Raw genomic sequence first — 22,272 nt, 5'->3', positions numbered from 1 at the left:
AGATATGGATGCAGCTTTGCGCCAGAACCAGAGCAATGGGATTTTAGGAAACTACCAGATTCCGCCGCAATTTTTAGATGAGGTATTCATGGCCCCGGGCCAGGTGCACCCGCACTACCAGGCCGTGTACCGGCAGTTCCAGGAGTTCTCCAAAGAAGATTTCAAGGAGTTGAATGAGCACGCCAAGATGTCTTTCTTCAACCAGGGCATTACTTTCTCGGTGTACTCAGACAAGTCAAAGGGCGTGGAGCGCATCTTCCCCTTTGACCTGTTTCCGCGCATCATCCCGGCCCAGGAGTGGGCCCGCCTGGAAGAAGGCATCATTCAGCGGTGCGTGGCCCTGAACCTGTTCATGCAGGACATCTACGGAGCGCAGCACATCCTCAGAGACAAGGTAGTCCCCGCCGAGCTGATCTTCTCGTCCAAGAATTACCTCAAGGCCATGCTGGACTTCAAACCCATTGGCGGCATTTACAACCACATCTCGGGCACTGACCTCATCAAGCACTCAGACGGCCAGTACTACGTGCTGGAAGACAACCTGCGCTGCCCCTCGGGCATCAGCTACGTGCTCTCTAACCGGGTGGCCATGAAACGCACGCTGTTCCAGGTGTTCCGGCAGTTCAACGTGAGCACCGTGCAGGAGTATCCGCAGGAGTTGCTGGCCACCATGCAGAGTGTCGCGCCCAAGGGCATTGATGCGCCTACCTGCGTGGTGCTTACCCCCGGCGTGTACAACTCGGCTTACTTTGAGCACGCGTTCCTGGCGCTCACCATGGGCGTACCGCTGGTGGAAGGCCGCGACCTGTACGTAGAGAAGAACTTTGTGTACATGAAGACCATCAACGGCCCCAAACGGGTAGACGTGGTGTACCGCCGCCTGGACGATGACTTCCTGGACCCCATGGCGTTCAAGCCAGACTCCATGCTGGGCGTGCCCGGCATCATGGCCGCCTACAAGAAAGGCAACGTGAACCTGCTCAACGCACCCGGCACCGGCTTCGCCGATGACAAAGCCGTGTACACCTACGTGCCCGACATTATCAAGTACTACCTGCAGCAGGACCCTATCCTGAACAACGTGCACACCTACCGCTGCGAGAAAGACGATGACTTCCAGTACGTGCTGGAGAACATGGCCAACCTGGTGATCAAACCCGTGGATGAAAGTGGTGGCTACGGCATCCTCATCGGGAACAAAGCCACCAAAGAGCAGCTCGCCGAGTTCAAAACCCTGGTGACCGAGAACCGGCGCAAATACATCGCGCAGCCCATCATGAACCTGTCTATGCACGCCACCTTCATTGAGGGCGAAGACCAGTTTGAACCTCGTCACGTAGACCTGCGCACCTTTACGCTGTTGGGCAAAGACCGTCAGTTTGTGCTCAAAGGAGGTCTTTCCCGCGTGGCCCTCAAGAAAGGAAGCCTCATTGTGAACTCCTCCCAGGGCGGCGGCTCTAAAGACACTTGGGTCATGATGGAAGACGGCGCCGGCATGTCTATGGAACAGCGGGACTCCATGGAGCAAAGCATGACCATGGACGGCCAGACCATGACCATGGGCCCGCAGGGAATGTCCATCGGTACTGAAGGTACCATGTCCATGGGCAAGCCCGGGGCAGAATAGTTTGTAGGGGCAATCCCTTGTGGTTGCCCTTCTACTGCGAGTTACGCAACGGGCAACCACAAGGGATTGCCCCTACCTCATCAAGATATTATAATCAAAACTCCTGACTCAGAACTCAGGACTCAGAACTAAAAAATAGTACATGCTATCAAGAATTGGAAACAGCTTGTTTTGGATGGGGCGCTACATTGAGCGGGCCGAGCACATTGCCCGCTACACCCGGGTGCAGTATGTCTCCTCCGTTGATGCGCCGCTAGGGCCGCACCGCGATTTAGTTCTGGAATCTATCCTGAACATGGCGGGCAGCAAGGAGGCGTATTTTGGGGTGCATGACAAGCTGGAAGATGACAAGGTCATTGACTTTATCTCCATCTCTGAAGCCAACCAATTCTCCATTCTCAGCTACATTGGCCGCATCCGGGAGAATGCCCGCGGCTCCCGTGATAATATCTCCATTGAACTGTGGGAAGCCATCAATCGGTTTTATCACAAGGCCAATGAGTTGTTGACTTCAGAGATGGCCTCGGAGGAAATTGAGTTCTTCTCCCGCAGAATTGAGGAGAACAGCTACATCACCAAAGGCTACATTGAGAACACCCTGCTCCACAACGACGTCTGGATGCTGATCTCTCTGGGCATGCACCTGGAGCGCGCCATCCAGGTCATTCGGATTCTGCAGACCAAGCTGGACGACATTGAAAAGCTGGAGTTCATGAAGCAAGGCAACGCGCTGGAGAACTACCAGTGGAGCACTACTCTCAAGAGCACCGAGGCTTTTGACATGTTCATGCGCTGCCACAGAACCAGCCCCACCCGGTCGCACGTGCTGGATTTTTTGCTTTTCGATAGCCAGTTTCCCAAGTCTGTTGCGTATAGCATGGATTGGATCAGGAAATGTATTGAGGGCATCTCTTTTCAGCAGGAAGAAAGCAAAAGAGAATCACTGGAGTTTATAGCCGGAAAACTGGCTTGCCGTTTCCAGTACCTTACCATAGAAGAAGTAGAAGACCGGGCATCGCAGTTCCTGCAGAGAACCCTGGAGAATATCTATGAGATTGCCAATTTACTAGACGTTAAATATCTGAAATACCATTGATGCCAGGTGTGGCCTTGCCTATATGAAAACAGAATACGAGGTGGTGTACCGTACCCACAACACGTATGAGGAAAATGTGAGGGAGGCCTTCTTTTCTTTCCAAGTGCTGCCCTGCCAGAATGAGAGCCAGGTTGTGCGGAACGTTTCCCTCAACAACTCGCTGGGGGCAGAAACCTTCCAGCACCCCAACTCTTTTGGCTTTGAAGTCATAAGTCTGCATACGGTGGAGCCTTTCAACACCTTTGAGTTTGAGATGCGGGCCGTGGTGGAGAAAGACCAGACCTTGTTTCCGGTGGAAGGCATATTATCCGTAGAAGAAGAGCAAGAGCAGCTGCAGAACCATCTGTTCTACCTGCAGAACCACCAGTTCCTGGGCTTTGACCATTACACCCGCATCTCGGAGATGTATCGAGCCCAACTCTTGATGCAGCAACCACAGCAAACGGTGTATGGTTACCTGCAGCACCTGAATGCTTTTGTCCATGACCTGCTGGAATTTGACTCGGAGCCTACGCACGTGTGCACCAGCGCCAACGAGGTGCTTAAACTGCGCCGCGGGGTCTGCCAGGATTACACGCACCTGTTCCTGGGCATTGCGCGCCTGAACAGAATCCCCTGCCGGTACGTGTCTGGTTACCTGAACCAGGGCCTCCACCTAACGGGATCTGCCGTGATGCACGCCTGGGCCGAGGCTTATATTCCAGGGTTTGGGTGGCAGGGTTTTGACCCCACCAACCACCTGCTGGCAGATGCACACTACATCAAAGCCACCCACGGTTCTGACTACGCCGATTGCAGCCCCATCAAAGGCACCATCAAGACCAACGGAAAGCAGAAAACCAGTTATGGGGTAAGCGTTCATCCGCTGCAGGAGCCTTCCACGGCCCGGCAAAGTCAAACGCAATCCAGCTTTCAGGAATAAGCATGATTGCCTTAGAAGGCAGCTGTCACAAGCTTTAAGTAAAGAACAGTAAGCATGAGAACATTTCACTGCAGTTGCGGCAATAAGTTATTCTTTGAGAACTCCTTCTGTGTGGCTTGTAGCCGGGAGGTAGGCTGGTGTCCGGTGTGCGAGGGCATGCACGCCATGGAACTGGACGGCAAAGGCGGCTATACTTGTACCAACAAAGAATGCGGCGCCCATGTAGTGAAATGCTACAACTACTCTACCTACAACGTGTGCAACCGCATGGTGGAAACCCCGGCGGGACAGCCGCACCGTTTTAACCAGCTCTGCAGCTACTGCCAGCTCACCGAGACCATTCCGGATCTATCTATAGAGGGGAACGCCCAGAAATGGTACGACCTGGAGGTGGCCAAACGCCGCCTGCTTTACCTCCTAGATGAACTGGGCCTGCCCTACGGCTCCAAAGCCGAGAACTTTGAACTGCCGCTCTCCTTTGACTTCAAAGAAGACGTGGAGGCCTCTCCCATCCTGGGGTGGATTGGGCTGGAGAAGGGCGAGAAAGTCTTCACTGGCCACGCCGATGGCAAGATCACCATTAACCTGAGCGAGGCCGACCCCGTGGAGCGCGAAAAACTGCGCGTCTCTTTCGGGGAGACGCACCGCACGCTCATCGGGCATTTCCGGCATGAGGTGGGCCACTACTATTGGCAGTTGCTGGTGCAGAACAAAGACGAGGAAGCGTATAAAGCAGTTTTCGGCGACCATGAAAACCCCAGCTACTCAGAGGCCATGGACCAGTATTACAAAAACGGACCAAAGCCCAACTGGCAGGCCAGCTACATCAGCGCGTACGCCACCATGCACTCCTGGGAAGACTTCGCTGAGACCTGGGGAACCTACCTGGACATGATGGCCGTCCTGGACACCGCCGACAACCACGACCTGCTGGAACTCCCCAGCGACAACTTGGTAGACACCCAGTTAGAGGAAATGCTCGCCCGCTACGCAGACCTAAGCCTGAAAGTAAACGAGGTGAACCGCTCCCTGGGCCTCCCAGACCTGCTCCCAGAAACCTTCTCAGAGCCCGTGGTCGCCAAACTAAGCTACATTCACCGCCTGATCCAGCGAAACCGCAAAAAGAAGTAGCCTTTTCTGTGACGTTTTGAGTCTGCCCTCTCTGGCTTTTCAGGCCTAAAAGCAATCATCCGTTTAGAGCCTGTTTTGACAAAATCAGGCTCTAAACGGATTTTTCTTATTAAAGGCATAAGCGTAATACATATCCCTACCGCAAGTTTGAGCGCAGCGGTAACTTGTGGCTGCCTATGATGCCAGTTTGTAACTGGCCTTTCATATTATCAGATGTTTTGGTTCGCCAGTTGCAAACTGGCGGTCATTTCTACTCCAAGTTACCGCTGCGCTCAAACTTGAAGTATGGCCTTTTAGTAAAAATAAGCTTTAAAATTTATCCGCTGACGCGAGCTTGCAGCTCGTGTCAGCACGCATTCCAGATAGTTTTATTGTCATCCTGAATGGATCTTGTGAGCAAACAGTAATAGCGTTTCACTAAGGCTTTTCTAGTTCGCCTACAAGATCTTTCCAAGATAACAGGAGTGTTTGAATGAAAGATACCGGGAATGTGTGCTGACAAGAGCGGGACGCTCGCGCCAGCGATAAAAGCCGAGGAAAAAAGACTTCCCGTTTAGGATAGGTTTTCTTAAAAACAGGTCCTAAACGGGAGGTCTTTCTAAAGGCTAACTCTAGCTTTAGACAAACTCAAATCAAAGCAGTTTCTTGAAGAAAGGCTCTAGTTCTGCGGCCATTATGCCGTGTTCCTCTACGCTGGGGTGGCCAGTGCAGCCGGTGGCGCGCATGGGTTTGAAGAAGTGCAGGGCGACAGGTTTGGCAGCGGGGTACGCGGCATCAATCTCTTTTTTGATCGCCGAGAGGCAGTTTTCCAATGTTTGCTTTCTGTTACCATTCATCATGGGGCTGCTCAACAACGCGATTTGGGCCTTCGGGTATTTGGCTTTTACGTTTTTCACGAAGCCTATGTATCGGTTCACAAAGGTGGTGCTGTCAAAAGGCAGGCGCGGGGTTTTGCCTTCGCCGTCGCTGAAATCATTCGTGCCCAAGGCAATGGAGACAATCTGCGGGGTGAAGCGGCTGAAATCCCAGCGTTGGGGGTTCTTGTCTTGGAAATCAACCTTTTCGTAGACCTCGGGCAAGGTGGGGCCGTTGTTGTTCCAGTTGCGGTACGCGCCGTAGCCACTCACGCTGCTCAGGATGAAATCGGCGTTCACGGCGCGGGCCAACCGGGGGCCATAGGCCATATAGGAATTGTGCTGGTCGTGGTACTCGCCGGTGCCGCAGGGTACCTCAGACGGATCGGCGGCCGCGCCACACGTGATGCTGTTCCCGATAAACTCAATCAGAGGTTGTGAGGCAGGCTTTAAAGCGGCAAGTTTAGGCCCGGTCACTTTCCGGATCATTACCGGACCGGAATGCGCCTCGGTGGTTTTGTAGATCCAGACGGTGTGCTTGCCGGGCGAAGGCGCGGTAATGACCAGCGTATCCTGCGGACCTGAGACCCGGATTCTTTTTTGGTACACGCCGTCTAGTTCGTACTGCAGGTAACTGTGTCCTCTGGGGTTGGGAAGTGAAGTCACCACTTGGGCCTGGGTACCCTCAAAACTGAACCCGAAGTGTACCGCCGAACTAATCAGTTCCAGGCCCTGGTCATTGGTCATTTGGTAGCGGCCCACTGGTTGCAAAGCGGTAGCCGGCAGTTCCTGAACCTGGTTTCCCGAAGTACCCGGCACAGCCGTACAGCCTATCTGCAAGGCACAAAGCACGGCGATAAGGTAAGCGTATCTGTTTCTCATAGAAGTTTAATAAAGCTACAGAGTACAAGGATAAAGATATTCCGGTGTCTTTCCATACGGCGGCAGGATTATCGTTGGCATTGTCCCGTTCTTGCCGGCGTGATGAGGTGAATGGGCTGAGTTTAAGCCCCTAAAATCGGCTCTCGTAACCATTCAATTTTCTCCTAAGTCGGATATTATATTATGGAAAAATCAGTGGGAAGTTCTAGTAAGCAAAGAGAATAACGGGCCCGGAAAGCACATCTTGGGGCTACTGGTTTATCTGCCAGAAGTTAAGTACTTTAGTTCTACCCTGGAACGGTCCGGGTTGTTCTACCTCACCCAAACGCTATGCTACAAACCGCTACTACCACTGCTTCCCCGCCCCTTTTAGAACAGAAAGCCAGGGTGTCTTCCATTGACGTGGTACGGGGTTTGGCCATAGTGATCATGGCGCTGGACCACGTGCGCGATCTGCTGCACACCACCGCTCTGGTACAGGATCCGCTGGACTTGAGCACCACCACGCCGGCTCTCTTTCTTACGCGCTGGGTCACGCATTTTTGCGCCCCCACCTTCGTGTTCCTGGCGGGTACCTCAGCGTACCTGTCGCTGCAGAAAGATAGGAACTATGCGCGGGCGCAGCGGTTCCTGCTTTCCCGCGGGTTTTGGCTCATGGTTTTGGAGGTGACGGTCATCGGTTTCGGGATCTGGTTTGATATTTTCTTCCGGACCATCATGTTCCAGGTGATTTTTGCCATTGGGTTTGGGTTTGTGGTATTGGGTTTGTCCCTGCGGCTGCCTTCTAGGGTGCTTGGGGGCATTGGGTTGGCCATTATTCTGCTGCATAACCTGTTGCCGCCTGTGGGTCCGGCTCAGTCCATGGTAGGCAAGTTCGCGTACTCTATCCTTTTCAGGCCGGGCTTTTTCCAGGCGGGCGAACATTTTTCACTGTTGGTGGCTTACCCTGTGATTCCGTGGCTGGGCATTCTGTTGCTGGGTTTCGGGTTTGGCGAGGTGTTCAAGCGCGCGGAGGTGCCTCGCCGCAAAATACTGTTCCTTGCGGGTGCCTTGGCTCTGGGCTTGTTTGCGGTGCTGCGGTTTACCCAGGCTTACGGAGACCCTAGTCCCTGGGCTGCGCAGAAGTCGCCGCTTCTCACCTTCCTGTCTTTCATCAATGTAACCAAATACGCGCCCTCGCTGTTGTTCACCGCCTTGTTCCTGGGCCTGATGTTTTTGCTTCTCGGTTTCCTGAACAAGGTCCATAACGGCTTTTCCCGGTTCTTCTCCATATACGGCCGCGTGCCCATGTTCTTTTACCTTGTCCATTGGTATACCATCCATACGGCCATGCTGGTCATGGTGCTCGCTCAAGGGGTCTCCTGGGACGATCTGCCCTTCGGCTCCCTGGAATTTGGCCGACCCAAGACAGGGGTTGGCCTGGAGTTGCCCTACATTTACCTTTTCTGGATTTGCTTGGTGCTGGCGCTTTACCCTTTGTGCCGCTGGTACGGCCGCTACAAAGCCGCCCATCCCGAGAACCGCTGGCTCAGTTATCTGTAATCCGGATTTTGTTGAATTCAGTTTAAAGGCTGTTTTCCAAAAACGGGTTAATAACTGTAATTCCCATACTTCAAGTTTGAGCGCAGCGGTAACTTGGAGTAGAAATGAGGGCCAGTTTGCAACTGGCGAACCGGGATATCTGATGATGGTCAACGCCAGTTACAAACTGGCACCATAGGCAGCCACAAGTTACCGCTGCACTCAAACTTGCGGCAGGGTTAAGTTTTTAAGCTAAGCTTCTAGGATAACGTTAAATGGCCGTTTTATAAAATCAAGCTCTAAACAGAATTACTCCGGAAAATTCAGTCCAGAGTTCAGCCATGAAGCAAAAGAAAACGCCGATGTTAGAAGGCTCTAACATCGGCGTTTTGGTAGGTGATTATGGATTCCTGATCAGGCTGGAGGATAAGCGCAGGAACTAGGGCGTTTCTCAACGGCCTGCCTGGCTTTTTCCCTCAAGTTTTAAGACCAGGAGCGGTTTTTACATGGTTGGCGGGCAGTTGAACATGATGTTGTCAATGGCGCCAGATCCGCTGAAGGTTCCGTTTGGCGAGATGCCTTTTGGTCCTAGGATCACTTCCATTTTCACCACACCCATGGTTTTGCCCAGGTCTACGGTTTGCCTTCCGTTGTTACCGCTGATTGGCAGCACCATTTCTTTGATCACTTTAGAGGCAGCATCATACAATACCACTTTGGTACCGGCTTCATAGTCATCAATGTCCAGCACGGTCATTGAGCTTAGGCTCACCGATCCGAATTTAGAGAAGTCAAACACCAGTTTACCGCCCAGGTTGTTGTCAAAGGCTTTGGTTGGGTCTGTGGTTCTGTTCACGATGAGCATGTTACCCATTGGCACATTGTTCACGAAAGCACCGGCAGCACCGCCGTCACCTACACCACCACCACCGAAGTTCTGGTGCGGAGTAAGGATATCTGTCACCTGGTTGCCAATAGAAGTTGGCTGCGATGAGTTGAAGATGTTGGCGGCGTTTACCTTGCTGTACACGTTGGTAGCGGTTCTTCTGAAGGCGCTAACCATGATAGGCGTAGAAGACTGGTCGCTGGTTACGGCATTCACAAAGCCGTCTGCCCCTCTGGTGAATCGGGTGAAGGCCACGGTTTCGCAGGCTGGCTTAGGCGTACAGTTGAACGAGATGTCATCAATGGCGCCAGAGCCGAACAGTTTTCCGCTTTGGCCCAAGGTAATCACCATTTTCACGACACCTGGGGTACCGCCCAGATTCACGATCTGCTTCCCGTTGTTGCCACTCACGACAAGGTTCACGGTTTTAAGCACTTTGCCCATGATGTCACGCAGTTCTACTTTTCCGCCGGCCTCATAAGAGTCCACATCCAGAACGGTGATGGAGTTCATGGTTACGGTTCCGTAGCCAGAGAAGTCAAAGTACAGTTTACCCCCATTGTTGCTATCATGGGACGGGGTTGGGCTATCGGTGCGGTTAATGATCAGAACATTGCCCAGGGCCGTGTTGTTGGCGTAGGTTTTTCCTTTTTTACCGCCGTCTCCGTCTCCCCAGCCACCGAAGTCTTTGTGCGGGGTAAGGATGTCGTCCACCTCATTGCCCAGAGGCCCGGTCTGGCCCGAGTTGAAGATGTTGGCCGAGTTGGTTGCCGCAAACGTGTAGGGAGCGGTTCTCCGGTTGGCCGTTACTAGAATTGGGGTAGAAGCCTGGTCACTCATTACGGCGGTCACAAAGCCGTCTTTTCCTCTGATTACCTTGTCAAAGGAGATGGTTTCGCAGGATTCTGACATAGGATTTTGGTTTGCATTCCCAAACGCATCTGGCTGGATCGTCTCCTCTGCCTCGGGGCTACACCCGTAGATCAAAGTAGCTGCAGCCAATAACATGCTGCCTCTCAGTAAGTTTACTTTCATAATAATTTAGGGGTTTGATAAAAAAATTGGTTTAGAGTTTTTAAAATGGCTTTTCTGTAATATTAAATCTTTGATACCTGCTATTTATGAATTTTGTTACAATAAATCTAATTATGTTATTATTAATTTTCAATTTTTTCTATCCATACTTTATGTTAAGCCACTTACTGGCCTTTAAAGTACTGATTAAGAACATTTTTTGATTTATTTAAAGGTAATTTTGCACAAAACAACGTAGTAACAGTAATTCTTTGAAAAGAATACCTTATATGGTGCCCAACTGGTTACCACGCATGAATACTCGGCGAATTATGAGGCGATTTATACCCGTTTTTGGTAAAAACACCCAAGAAAGAGAACGGAACTGCTCTCTAAAGAAGAACCATATCGGGTGTAAAGAGTGCTCTAATTAGTCATCCATTTATGGCATCTAAGCGTCTGCCCATAAAAAAACGCCGTTGCAAGAGACTTGCAACGGCGTTTCAGGTTAGGTTGAACCTATGGTTTTCCTTCAATCATCGCAATGGCCGGGACCAATTTTACCCTCGTTGTAGGCTCCTAAAATGTCTTTCCATCTTAAGAGGGTATTTCTGTCTACGGTAGTGTACGGATTAGAAATGGTATTCCGGTAGCTACCGCCAGACATGGCAGAGAAGTAAGCGGTGGCCGCGGCAAAAGCAGCATCCACCTCAGGAGTAGAAGAAGCCTGCATCAGGTTCAGTTTGGCTGCCATGTATTGGTGGGCCAGATTGATGTAGGCATTGCCTCCTTTTGGCGGAGTGTTGAACAATTGCAGGTAGGTCATGCCGCTTCCGTAGAAAGTAGAGTTGGCCAGGTTGCCCCAGGTAGCATCTCTTTTCTTGCCGGTAGCGTGGTTTTTCCAGTAGCCTTGGGTGTAAGTACAGCCATATTCTTTAGGAGGAATTGGCGGACAGTTGAAGACAATGTTGTCTACCGCACCAGAGCCGCTCAGCAGACCGTTTGGCGAGATTCCGCCTGGGCCCAGGTACACTTCCATTCTCACCACACCGCTGGTACCACCCAGGTCTACAATCTGCTTGCCGTTGTCACCGCTCACCTGCAGCATCACGGTTTTGAGCACGGTATTGCCGGCACCGTACAGTACTACTTTGCCACCGGCTTCATAAGAGTCTACGTCCATCACAGTGATAGAAGATAGACTCACAGAGCCATAGGAAGAGAAGTCAAACACCATTTTACCGCCCGTGTTGCTGTCATAGGCCATTGTTGGGTTATCTGTGCGGTTGATGATGAACGTATTACCCAAGGCGGTGTTGTTCACGTACGCTCCAGAGGCACCTCCCTCTCCTACACCACCACCACCAAAGTTTTGGTGCGGCGTCAGGATGTCATCGATCTGGTTGATGTCAGGAATTGGGGTTGGCTGACCAGAATTGAAGACATTTGCCACATCGGTAGTGCTGTAAGTGTTTGGCGCGGTTCTGCGGAAAGCACTCACGTAGATCGGAGTCCAGGACTGGTTGCTGGTCACGTAAGAAACGAAGCCGTCAGATCCTCTCACGTATCTGGTAAAGTCTACCACTTCGCATTCGGTTGGTGGCAAGCAGTTGAAGACAATGTTGTCAATAGCGCCGGAGCCGGTTAAGGTACCGCCTGGGCCTAAATACACTTCCATTCTCACCACGCCGCTGGTATTGCCCAGATTCACTACTTGCTTGCCGTTATCGCCGCTTACCTGCAGCATCACGGTTTTAAGCACGTTTCCGCCAATACCATACAAAACCACCTTACCACCTGCTTCATAGCTGTCCACGTCCATCACGGTGATGGAGCTCATGGTCACAGTACCATACGTAGAGAAATCAAACACGAACTTACCCCCTTGGTTGTTGTCATAAGCCTGTGCCGGATCGTTGGTACGGTTGATGATCAATAAGTTTCCCAGGGAAGTGTTGTTGGCGAATGCCCCAGAGGCGCCACCGGCTCCCACACCGCCGCCGCCATAGTTTTGGTGCGGAGTCAGGATGTCATCTATCTCATGAACATCTGGAATGGGGGTAGGCTGATTGGAGTTAAATATGTTGGCCACATTTGTGGCGGAGTACACATTGGGCGCCGTTTTCCTATAGGCACTCACGTAGATGGGAGCAGATGCTTTGTCACTCATCACTGCATTCACGAAGCCGTTCTGTCCTTTGGTGTATTTGTCAAAGGTTACAGTTTCACAGCTCTCAGTCGTCATCGTGTTTTTACTGGAATTACCCAGAACATCTGGTTGCGCCAATTCTTCCTCTTCTGGACTACAACCAAAGAATACAGTAGCCACAGCAAGTAACATGCTGAATTTGAATAGATTTTTTTTCATAATAGCTTACTGTTTTAGTTAAAAGATAAATTAGAAAATCTGTAATACAATTTACATTTCTTCTAGCCCATTTGTCAAATTCTCAACAACTAATATTAATTATTATGTAATTTTCAGTATTTACCACACATGGTGTATTTTTAACACTTTTGAAAATACCCTCCTACTCGGGCTAAATGCGTCATTTTTAAGCCTTTAAATTTTATAAAAACTGATTTTAGCGCAATTTCTAACAATCCATAAAATTGCGAATTTCATAATTGTACCTACACAGGATTTACCAAAAACCAATATCCTCTTATGGTGCTGTTTTCATGCGCGCTCCAAGAGGATATCAGATCCTGAAATGTAGAAAGATGCAGAAGGGTTTTGTTGTTGAGGTGTTAGCGCCAGAGGTCACTCAAGTGGAAATTAAAGCTTCTTGTTTTGGCTCTATTTTCTGAAAAATAGCCCAAAAAAGCGGTCCTCCACCAGCGCGGGGAAAAGAGTTCTATTCGCTCCACTGGAGGTTCCATTTTGAATCTTCAAGCCTAATCACCAATGAAGGTTGGGTTGTATAGTTCTGCCAAGCCTTTCATTTTTATCATCAAAGACCAGCGCCGTGTATAAGACCTTTTAGCCAGGGAACATTGGGGCATACCTAACCGCTTATTTTACCGTAACTTTGTGGGCTGGTCTAGCAATAGCAAGACCAGCACTTTTCACCAAAATCCATTCCGTTGCCATTCAATCCTTTTGATATAGACTTACCCGTTAGGGAAATCATACCGGCGGTGCGGGAACACCTCGCTGCCGAGAACACGCTTATTGTGAACGCGCCTCCCGGTGCGGGAAAAAGCACCTTGCTGCCGCTGGCTATCCTGGACGAGGCCTGGCTCAAGGGGCAGAAGATCATCATGCTGGAACCTCGGCGGCTCGCGGCCCGAACCATTGCCGAGCGGCTGGCGCAGCTCCTGGGCGAAGAGGTAGGCCAAACCGTGGGATACCGCATCCGGTTTGAGAACCGTATCTCAGAGAAAACTAGGCTGGAGGTAGTCACCGAGGGAATTCTCACCCGCATGCTGCACTCAGACAATGCCCTGAAGGGCGTAGGGCTAGTCATTTTTGATGAGTTCCACGAGCGCAGCATTCACGCCGATGTAGCCATGGCCCTTAGCCGCGAGGCTCAGGCCACCCAGCGCCCCGACCTCCGGATTATGGTCATGAGCGCCACCCTCAACATGCCCGAACTCACCCGTCTGCTCAAAGCCCCAGTGGCCCAAAGCCAGGGACGGCAATACCCCATTGATGTTCATTACGCCGGCGAGACCGATCCGCACCTGCTCCACGAGATGACCGTACGGACCATCAAGCAGGCCATGCGGGAAAAAGAAGGCGATGTGCTGGTATTCCTGCCCGGTGAGAACGACATCAGAAAAGTAGAATCCATGCTGCGGAGAGATCTGCGGAACACGGCCATCCACCCGCTGTTTGGCATGTTGCCGCCCGGCAAACAGTACGCCGCCATCATGCCAGACCGAAACGGCAAACGCAAAGTAGTGCTAGCTACCTCTATTGCCGAGACCAGTTTAACCATTGAAGGCGTGAGCGTGGTAGTGGATACCGGTTTTGCCAAAACCCAGCGCTTTGATCCCGGTACGGGCCTCAGCCGTCTGGAAACCGTGCGCATCTCCAAAGACGCCGCTGACCAGCGCGCCGGCAGGGCCGGACGTTTGGGTCCGGGTACCTGCTATCGCCTCTGGACCGAGAACCTGCACGCCCGCCTCACGCCGCACCGTACCCCCGAGATCCTGGACGCTGATTTGTCTCCGCTGGTCTTAGACATGGCTGCTTGGGGTATCATCGACATCCGACAGCTTACCTGGCTCACCCCTCCGCCCAAAGCCGCGTTGCTGCAGGCCCAGGAAACCTTACACCAACTCAATGCCCTTGAGAACGGCCGCATCACTGAGCATGGCCGCAAGATGCACACCCTGCCTACGCACCCGCGACTAGCACACATGCTATTGGCTGCCCAGGAAAGTGACCAATTAGCCTTGGCAACTGATATTGCCGCCCTGCTGGAAGAGCGCGACCCGCTGCCCCGCGAGGCAGGTATTGACCTGAACCTGCGCATTGAAGCGCTCAGACGTTTCCGGAAGGAGCAGATGCACAACAAACGCTTCACTAAGATTGAGAAAATAGCCGCCCAGTACCGCCGCATGTTCAGCATTGACGCCGAGAACTCGGCCGTGGACCCGTATGAAACCGGCGTACTGCTGGCAAACTGCTACCCAGAGCGCATTGCCTACGCCCGCCCCGGCAACAACGCCCAGTTCCAGCTGGCTAACGGCAAGTACGCCAGCGCTGGCCACCGCGATGACTTGGCGCATGACCCGTGGCTGGCCATTGCTCACTTGCATGCCGGGGGCGAAGGAATGGGGCGCATCTTCCTGGCCTCTCCGCTCAACCCCAAAGACCTGGCGCCCTTGGTGAAACAGAAAGACGTTGTTGCCTGGGACCCCGAGGAGGGCGAACTCACCGCCTCCCGTGACCTGCGCATCGGGTCCATCGTGCTCCAATGCAAACCTTTGCCCCCTCCAGACGACCGTTTCCTGATCCAAGCGATCTGTGAGACCATCAAACGCGAGGGCGAGGCGCTCTTGAACTTCTCCCCAGAAGTGGTGCAGTTTCAGAACCGGGTACTCAGCCTGCGCAAATGGCACCCCACCGAAGGCTTCCCCGACCTCAGCACCCCTACCCTGCTGCTCACCAACCCCGACTGGCTCGCTTATTACCTGGAAGACGTGGAGATTGGCGATGACCTTTTTGAGATTGACCTGCTTCCCATCCTGAAAGGAATGCTGGACCGGGAAAAAACCGCCCTGCTGGATGAACTAGCCCCGGCTACCCTGGTCTTACCAGATGGCCACGAAATGGAGCTGGCCTACCCCGGCAACGACCAATCGCCTTTGCTGGAGATCCGTCTACAGGATGTGCTGGACTGGGAGAACAACCCCACTGTTGACGGCGGTGACGTAAACGTTGTCCTGCACCTGCTCACCCCCGATCTGAAGCCTTTACGTGTAGTGCATAGCCTTCATAGTTTCTGGCAAGAAGATTACCCATCTTTGAAGCCGATGTTGGGGAAGAGGTTTCCAAGGGTGGCATGGCGGTAGGGTCCTTATGAGTGGTGCAGCGCTTTTGTAATGTTATAACTGCTAAGCCTTTCTGGAGGAATTTTATGAGCTACCGGTGATAGCCATTCAAGATTGTTTATGCATAGCTTGGCGTTTACAGGCTGTTTTTGCGAAAGCAGGCTAGATACAGGTTTAGGTATTTCTTTACTTCTATTTAAGTGAAAGGTGTAGTCCGCTTGTGCTGGCGTAGGGCCGTAGTTTTCATGGGTGCATAGGCTGGGTTGTTTCATAGCTGGGCTCCGAGCGCTCACGGCCGCGAGGCCCTGCCTTCCGGCATCGCGCTGCTGTTTTAGCCTTGGCCAGTTGGCCTGCCTTCGGCACCAGGTCTAAAACAAAGGCGCTCAACCGAAAGGCTGGAATAGGTAAAAGTAGTAAAAGCCTTTGCAGCTCGCAGCAGCGAATCACCCTTGTTTATACCTTAGCCAAGGGGAGGAGTTTTGGAGGTCTTTATTCCCCTCCTCGGAGGGGCAGGGGTGGGTTCACTTACCATGGTTCAAGTCTGTAACTTGGACCTACCATGACCGGCAGTTTGCAACTGCCGGGAGGCGAAAGCTTAAGTAGTGTAGGTAGCCTATGCAGGTATTTTGAGCTTGAAATAAGTAAAACAGCTTCAAAACTATCTACTTTTAGAATTCTCTCTCTGTACTAACTTAAGTACATTCTCTGGAAGTAACAGCGGCTATAAGCGCAATCTTTCCGTTCGTATAATAGGTATTCCTTATATTTACTCCTGCAACTAATATTTATACTATGTATACAGGACTTCAGCACGCGCACTCTGGTTTGGCGTATCTGGTGCTTTTAGGCGTGGCGATCTCGTTCATCGCCGCTTTGGCCGGACTTTTAGGCGGAAAAACCTTCACTGACAAAAACCGGAAACTGGGCTTATTGGGACTAATTCCTACGCACCTGCAATGGGTGATTGGGCTTATTCTATACTTTGTGTCTCCCCTAGGATTAAAGAGCGCATCCGGGGCCGCCATGAAAGATGCCACTACTCGTTTATACGTTCTGGAGCACCCGCTCATGATGGTACTGGCCGTTATCCTAATCACCATCGGGTATTCCAAAGCCAAGCGTCAAATAGGCACGAACCAAGGCTTTAAAACGATGACCATTTTCTACGGATTGGGCCTTATTCTTATCCTGAGCCGCATTCCTTGGAATGCTTGGTTAGGTTAATCGATAGTAGATACCGATCAAAGAAAAGCCTCTCTAACGGAAGTTAGAGAGGCTTTTCTTTTTCAGGGGTACTGGAAAGGAAAGACAGTAGCTAGAAGCTATTGCCAATCATTTACATGGCAGGTCCAGTTTGAGGCTGGTGCCTCACGGCAGTTGCAAACTGCCCACTTGATAGGTCCAAGTCACATACTTGAACCATGTAGATGGGAGGTGAGTAAATGTACCCCTTACGCATTTCCGTTTCCAGCCTTTCGGTGGAGCGCCTTGTCAGGTTCCGGTGCCGTAAGGCATTGCGACTGAAAGGAGCAAAGGAAGCTGGCGCAGCGCGAGGCCGGAAGGCGGGGCCTCGCGGCCGTGAGCGCTCGGAGGGATACGATGAAACAACCCAGCTTATGTACCCACGAAAACTGCAGCGCCACGCTAGCACAAGCGGACTACTGATGCAAAACAAAAAAGGTGTCAGGCCAAACCACCTAACACCTTCATTCTAGGCCTTACCTATTAAAAAATAAAATCAAATTCCCTGTACAGAAGCCATTACCTGCGGCGCTCCCTCTACTTTGCGCAGCACCCACTCCCCTACCTGCAATCCTTGCTTCCGGCCGTTGTCAATGGCGTCCATGAAGTGAATACCGCCATAAAAACGGGAAAGGCCCGCCTCAATGGCAGCATCCTGAAAGGAACTGAATGTACGGGCCGGCAATCCGAAACGCTCTTCCACGGTGTCGGTGTACTGGAACTGGTCTCCGAAGTAGTGGCTCAGGATCACCGCCGAGGCCGCGGAGATGGTGGAGTGGCCACTGAGATACTCTGGGAAAGGCGGTGTCTGCAGCAGGGGCTTGTAAGTGGGGTCAATGTACTTCCGGATGGCAGTCTCCGGACGGATGCGGTTGCTCCGGAACTTCTCGTCCCAGCAGGAGATAAAACCATCCATCAGCGCGATGGACACCAAGGTATGCACCTTCATGGATTTGGCGAAATCAGCTTTGGCTTGCTTACAGGCAATGCCCGTGATGCCCAACCAGTGCGCACCCGGAGATATTTTCTTCAGCCCCGCCTGCAAGTGTCCGTTGTCCTGCAGGGCGAAGGGATTGCAGTCCCAGAAAGAGGCAATATCCAACTGCTCCTGCGTAAGGTTTTTACTAGACTGGTAATTTTGCTGCAAAAGCCCAAAGAACTTAGATTTTTTATCCGTGGAGAAAGCGATGGGAGGCGCTGGCTTGAATTGGGTACAAGTGTCCAGGGTAAAGGACCGCACCGTGTTGAAGTAAGGTTCTACCGGTGCAAAATACGCGGGCGGGGTTGGGTACCAGTTCCCCTCTCCTTCTTTGGGCGTGTACCGTGGGTAATTGCTGATGCGGTTGTACTTATCGGCTTTGGCGTAGGCCAGAATCTGCTTGCTTACTTTCTGGGCGTAGGTCAGAGACGAGGTAATCACTTCCTCGGCGAGGCCTTCGCGGCGGCAGGAATCCAGGAACTGGACCTCCATGGAGTCAAGCAGCACGCCCGAGGGCTGCATTTTTTTGGCGGTTTCCATCATGGCCAGAATGGCGCTCAGTTCCGGGGAATAGCCGTCAATGCTATCGGGTTTGGTGACTGCAGGATAGTTCCGCAGCACGCCGTGCATGCTTTGATAGGCGCTGTCGTGCTGCGAAATTACTTCATAGCCGGCCAGCGTGGCATAGGAGAAAAAGCGCGAAGCCAGCGGCGGATTGGTGACATCGTTCACCATAATGTCGGTCATCCGGTGGATGACCTGGCTGATCTGCTCAGAGCTGAATTTCAGGTTCTGCTTCTGGTCCCGGCCCGGGGAAGAACATCCCCAAAGCAAAGTCCAAACCAAGATAAAGGGTAAATATTTCTTCATTACTGCAGCTTGTATGCTTTCACGGGCATCTGGTTCAACCCGAATACCACCGTATTGTTCACGTTCAGAATGCTCCGCACATCGCCTACCACCTTGAACCCAGATTTATGCTGCGGCACGTAAGCGAAGTTTCCTTTGCCATCGTTCTGCAGCAGCACACCGTAGTTCGCGTCTGATTTCCCGAACCGCAGGCGGGCTTTGTTGACATTACCACCCAAAAGCAGGTCCGGAGCGCCGTCATGGTTATAATCCAGGGTGGTCATGGCAAATACCGGCGAGTACTGGGCCTGCAGCGGCAATTTCATCTCGGTGAACTTCCCGTTCGCACCTCCTTGAAAATAAGCCGTTTGCATATAGTTGCAGGACAGATGACCGGCCCCACTAAGTTCCGTAGGGGTGAAGATTTCCTTGAGCGAGGCGCTGGCGTAGGTGCCGTAGTCCTGGAAGCGAGTGCGCATCATGCTTACCTGGTCCAGAAGCTCGTCACGCGTCACATAGGGGTAGCTCTTGCCCTGCATGTAAAAACACAGGATGGGATCCACGGCGCCGTTGTCATCAAAGTCTTTGAAGTACATCTCGGCGGGTTCTTTCTCAGAGGCCTTACACTGGGTGTTGAACCCCTGGTTCCCGATGAGTAGGTCGGGGCGGTTGTCTTTGTTGAAATCGCCCACCAGCAGTTTGTTCCACCAGCCGCTGTACTTCCGGGCGAAGAAGGCATCGGTGTTTTCGGTGAGTTTTCCGTTTTTCAGGCCGAAAACAGAAACGGACATCCACTCTCCCACCACCACTAGTTCTGCTTTCTGGTCGCCGTTAAGGTCGTGCCAGGCAGCATCAGTCACCATACCGATGTTCTGGAGTTTTGGGGCCACTTTTGCGGTTTCGTCACTGAACTGGCCTTTGCCGTTGTTAAGCAACACGTAGCTGCGGGGCGCCTCGGGGTAGCGACCCGGAATCACCCGGCCACCCACGAACAGATCCAACGCCCCGTCTCCGTTGATATCTGAGGCGCGCACGCAGCTTTTGCTCGTGAGCATGGTTGGAAGTGCCTTAAGGGCTTTTTTGAAATTGCCTTTGCCATCGTTTAGGTACAGGCGGTCCTGCAGGGCGGCATCAGTGGGCATGAAGTTGTGGTAACCGCCGCTCACCACGTATAGGTCCAGCGTCTTGTCATTGTTCGCGTCGAAGAACAGGGCATCCACGTCTTCGCTGCTTTTATCCAAGGCGAAAGCCGGGTTTGCCTTCAGGGTGAACTTACCGCCTTTAGATTGCAGATAAATCGCCCCAGCCTGCCCGATGGCGCCCCCTGCGAAGATATCCTCCAGGCCATCAGCGTTTACGTCGCCTTTTACCAAACAGGGCCCCGAAAAGGACATGGGGTTAATCATGAGCGGCTGGCGCTTAAAGTCATTGATAGGGGTTTTCTGGTGTGCGAACGTAACTGGAGAAGCAGTTTCTGTGAAATAGGTTTTGCCCGGCCCAACGGGTATATAGGTGGAGGTGGCGTTTTTCTCCTCCAGGGTGAGCACCTGGTTGGCCTTCACGTCTCTGAGGACCTGCTGCTTGCCTCCCAGCCAAACCACGCGCAGTGAATCAATAGTACCGTTGCCGCCCAACCCGAAATGCAGCACCGGCGATACGCTGGACTGGAACCCGCGCGAGGTCATCTGCTCCTGGAGCTGCTGCTGTCCTTTCTGGTACAGGATCACTTTGGCACCCAAACCTTGGGTGTTCTTGCCTGCGCCAACCAATTTCAACTGCAGATATTGGTGTTTCAGTTGATTCTGGGCTTGGTTCTGGTACACGAAGGCGGGCTGGTTCACGTTATTGGCGACTAGGTCTAAGTCACCGTCATTGTCCAAGTCTGCGTAGGCGGCCCCGTTGCTGTTGGAGGGAAGTTCAAAACCCCAGCTTTTACCCACGTTGCTGAACTGTAGGCCCCCGGTATTTTTGAACATGTAGTTATTCACGTTGGAAGCCGGCATTTTGGACAGCAGGTTCATCACGCTTTGCGGCGTCACCTTGCCCCGCAGGTACTGGAAATAGGCGCTCCGGAACTTGATGAAGTCCATGTTGGTGAAATCCTTCAAAAAGCCGTTGGTCACGAAAAGGTCTTTCCAGCCATCGTTGTCATAATCGGCTAAGAGAGGTGCCCAACTCCAGTCGGTGTTGGAAACGCCGCTGAGCTGGCCTACCTCGCTGAACGTGCCGTCTCCGTTGTTCACCTGCAGCATGTTGCGCATGTACTGGTAGTTGAACCCGGCGCGTACCTGCATGTCAAAGTACTCGTAATTGTCTGGCCCGAATAATTGCTTCTGGCGTTTGTTGTCCTCAGGCAGCATGTCCAGGGTCATGATATCGGGCAGGCCGTCGTTGTTGATGTCGCCAATGTCATTGCCCATGGAATAGATGGACGTATGTTGGATGCTGCCTTTAGATTTATCTATGAAGGTGCCGTTCTTGTTGTTGACGAGCAAGAAATCTGGGGCCGAGTAATCGTTAGAGACGTAGATATCGGGCCAACCGTCCTGGTTTATATCCGCGATGCCGGCGCCAAGTCCGTAGGAAAACGCTGATTTATCTAGGCCAGCCTTGTCTGAGATGTCTTTGAACGTGCCATTGTTGTTCTGGTAGAGCTTGGCCTGCATGGCGCGCTCCGGCTTCTTTTTGATTTCCTTGATGGTGACATCGTCCAGGTTGGTGAACTGCTTCGGATTATGGTTCAGCAGGAACATATCTAGGTCATGGTCCCGGTCGAAGTCAAAAAAGGAAGCATGGGTGCTGAAGGAAGAATCTGCCAGGCCCATTTCCTTCGCTTTGTCCATAAAGGTAGGAACCCCGTTTTTGCCGGGTCCCTGGTTAATGAACAGTTGGTTGGCGCGCCTTTCTCCGGGCAAGCTTCCCGAGTAGCATTGGTAAATATCTGGGAGGCCATCTCCGTTGACATCAGCGATGGTGGTGCCCGTCTTCCAGCCATTCTGATTTCCCGTAACGCCCGCTGCCGTTGAAACGTCCTCAAACCGCATCTGTCCTTTGTTCAGGTACAACCGGTTGGGCACCATATTTCCCGAGAAGTAGATGTCCTGCAGGCCGTCCTGGTTTACATCGCTGATGGCCACGCCGCCGCCATTGTAAAAGTACTGGTAGACGATGATGTTGGAATAAGGCGTCTCGGTGAGGTTATTGTTGAAAGTGATATTGGTTGTCTCAGGCGAGAGAAGCGTGAAAAGAGTGGGTCCAGAAGAAGACGCAGGTGCGGTGGCGGTCTCTTTCTCCTGTTTCTCTTTTTGGCAACCCAAGGTTACTACTAACAAAAAGGCTATCCCTAAAAGGGAAGTACGTCTAAACAAATACATGCTGAAATCTTAAAAAAGCCTATAATAATACAGATTTTTACTGGCATCTCCAAGTGGCGCTTTTGTCCTGGTTTTACAAAAGGACGTCAGAAACAGCACCATACCTAATATGGAAGTAAAATAAACCCTTACACCCACATATTGGGTGATCATTGACCACAGAGACATTTATTCATGCCTTTGCTGCAGGGGAGTTTACAGCAGGATTTGCAATAGCCTTATGGTTTTGGCAGTAGCGGTAAAATCTTTTATTTGGGTATTCTAGACGGCGAGGCGAAAATCCTATTTAAATCGCTTAACACCGTTAACCACAAACATTTGTCACAATTTGACATATGAAGTTTACTAGAATCTTAATGGTGCATTTTCAGCTTACATTTTACAAAGCCA

The 22,272-nt window shown here is 51.9% G+C and carries 12 protein-coding genes; 7 read left to right on the top strand and 5 right to left on the bottom strand.

All coding sequences use genetic code 11. The features are described 5' to 3' along the window. Positions 1-4 precede the first annotated feature (4 nt). From FOA19_RS09815 to FOA19_RS09800, 4 genes are all read left to right on the top strand, one after another. Complete coding sequence (locus FOA19_RS09815; RefSeq protein ID WP_149090664.1) at positions 5-1,627, top strand: circularly permuted type 2 ATP-grasp protein; 1,623 nt, start codon at positions 5-7, stop codon at positions 1,625-1,627. A 142-nt stretch (positions 1,628-1,769) separates the two neighbouring features. Further along, positions 1,770-2,723: an alpha-E domain-containing protein gene (locus FOA19_RS09810; protein ID WP_149090663.1), complete on the top strand. Its 954-nt coding sequence runs from the start codon at positions 1,770-1,772 to the stop codon at positions 2,721-2,723. Between the two features lie 22 nt (positions 2,724-2,745). Further along, positions 2,746-3,645 (top strand): transglutaminase-like domain-containing protein, encoded by a 900-nt coding sequence (locus tag FOA19_RS09805; protein ID WP_149090662.1) that lies wholly within the window; start codon positions 2,746-2,748, stop codon positions 3,643-3,645. Positions 3,646-3,699: 54 nt separating this feature from the next. After that, complete coding sequence (locus FOA19_RS09800) at positions 3,700-4,776, top strand: zinc-binding metallopeptidase family protein (protein WP_149090661.1); 1,077 nt, start codon at positions 3,700-3,702, stop codon at positions 4,774-4,776. Positions 4,777-5,408: 632 nt separating this feature from the next. Here the strand turns inward: FOA19_RS09800 and FOA19_RS09795 are convergent. Then, complete coding sequence (locus FOA19_RS09795; protein WP_149090660.1) at positions 5,409-6,512, bottom strand: SGNH/GDSL hydrolase family protein; 1,104 nt, start codon at positions 6,510-6,512, stop codon at positions 5,409-5,411. 330 nt (positions 6,513-6,842) lie between these two features. On the opposite strand from FOA19_RS09795, the gene FOA19_RS09790 reads away from it, so the two are divergent. Continuing rightward, positions 6,843-8,054, top strand: a complete 1,212-nt coding sequence (locus FOA19_RS09790) for a DUF1624 domain-containing protein (protein ID WP_149090659.1) — start codon at positions 6,843-6,845, stop codon at positions 8,052-8,054. Positions 8,055-8,535: 481 nt separating this feature from the next. Here FOA19_RS09790 and FOA19_RS09785 read toward each other — a convergent pair whose 3' ends face one another. Both FOA19_RS09785 and FOA19_RS09780 read right to left on the bottom strand, forming a co-directional pair. Continuing rightward, positions 8,536-9,954, bottom strand: coding sequence for a hypothetical protein (locus tag FOA19_RS09785; RefSeq protein WP_149090658.1), 1,419 nt, complete (start codon positions 9,952-9,954; stop codon positions 8,536-8,538). Between the two features lie 511 nt (positions 9,955-10,465). Further along, positions 10,466-12,178, bottom strand: a complete 1,713-nt coding sequence (locus FOA19_RS09780) for a hypothetical protein (RefSeq protein WP_149090657.1) — start codon at positions 12,176-12,178, stop codon at positions 10,466-10,468. An 842-nt stretch (positions 12,179-13,020) separates the two neighbouring features. Between FOA19_RS09780 and hrpB the strand changes: the two genes are divergently transcribed. Further along, on the top strand, positions 13,021-15,459 hold the full coding sequence (gene hrpB, locus FOA19_RS09775; protein ID WP_149090656.1) for an ATP-dependent helicase HrpB: 2,439 nt from the start codon (positions 13,021-13,023) through the stop codon (positions 15,457-15,459). A gap of 771 nt (positions 15,460-16,230) precedes the next feature. Next, complete coding sequence (locus tag FOA19_RS09765) at positions 16,231-16,662, top strand: hypothetical protein (RefSeq protein WP_149090654.1); 432 nt, start codon at positions 16,231-16,233, stop codon at positions 16,660-16,662. Between the two features lie 514 nt (positions 16,663-17,176). Here FOA19_RS09765 and FOA19_RS09760 read toward each other — a convergent pair. Together FOA19_RS09760 and FOA19_RS09755 are read right to left on the bottom strand one after the other, a co-directional pair. Beyond that, positions 17,177-18,529, bottom strand: a complete 1,353-nt coding sequence (locus FOA19_RS09760) for a vanadium-dependent haloperoxidase (RefSeq protein ID WP_149090653.1) — start codon at positions 18,527-18,529, stop codon at positions 17,177-17,179. Beyond that, complete coding sequence (locus tag FOA19_RS09755; protein WP_223808822.1) at positions 18,529-21,840, bottom strand: VCBS repeat-containing protein; 3,312 nt, start codon at positions 21,838-21,840, stop codon at positions 18,529-18,531. The genes FOA19_RS09760 and FOA19_RS09755 overlap by 1 nt, the downstream gene beginning before the upstream one ends. Positions 21,841-22,272: the final 432 nt, after the last annotated feature.

The sequence above is a fragment of the Rufibacter hautae genome, from assembly GCF_008271695.1.
GTDB classification, from domain to species: domain Bacteria; phylum Bacteroidota; class Bacteroidia; order Cytophagales; family Hymenobacteraceae; genus Nibribacter; species Nibribacter hautae.
The sequence above is the reverse complement of the archived record's forward strand: the minus strand, read 5'-3'. Positions and strand labels throughout refer to the sequence as shown.